This is a genomic window from Natronomonas aquatica, assembly GCF_024449025.1.
Classification (GTDB): Archaea; Halobacteriota; Halobacteria; order Halobacteriales; family Haloarculaceae; genus Natronomonas; species Natronomonas aquatica.
Genome location: NZ_JAHLKM010000081.1, coordinates 1 through 525 on the forward strand (window position 1 = coordinate 1; position 525 = coordinate 525).

General features: G+C 57.5%; 1 protein-coding gene. It reads right to left on the reverse strand.

Going from position 1 to position 525, the window contains the following annotated elements; all coding sequences use genetic code 11:
* The coding region (locus KM295_RS16825; protein ID WP_256031534.1) for a helix-turn-helix domain-containing protein at window positions 1-476 on the reverse strand (476 nt) is incomplete at its 3' end.
* Window positions 477-525: the final 49 nt, after the last annotated feature.

Here is a 525-nt window from a genome sequence, read left to right on the forward strand (position 1 = left end):
AACTCTGCCTCCTGTTCGGGGTCGGCCTCGTGATTGCGCGGCCGTGCTGTCCGGTAGGACAGCTCGGCCTTGCTCATGAGTTTGCGCGCGTGTCCTTTGCTGTACTCCACATCGTATTCCTCTTTGACGTGGTCGATCAGCAGCGTTGACGACCACGCTTGCTGTTCGTAGCCGAGTTCGGTCGGTGGCTGCTGGAGTTGCTCGAACAACTGCTCGCGTTGTTCCTCATTGAGTTTCGAGGGGCGACCTGGTCGATCGTCGTCGTATGGTGCCTGCTCGATCGGTTCGCGCGCGAACCGATCGAGCCAGTTGCGGACTGTCTTCTCAACGACGCCATGGCGTTCAGCCAGTCTATCAAGTTCGTCGCCCTGTTTTCGTCCGATCGCGGCCAGCACCCGTTCCCGAGGGATCTCTCCTTCTGTTTGCTCACGCAGTTCCTGAAGTTCTTCCAGAGTGATACCGTCCAACCGACTCATTACACGAAATCGAGTCTACACCGGTAAGTAGTTTCGCACGACCGTATCA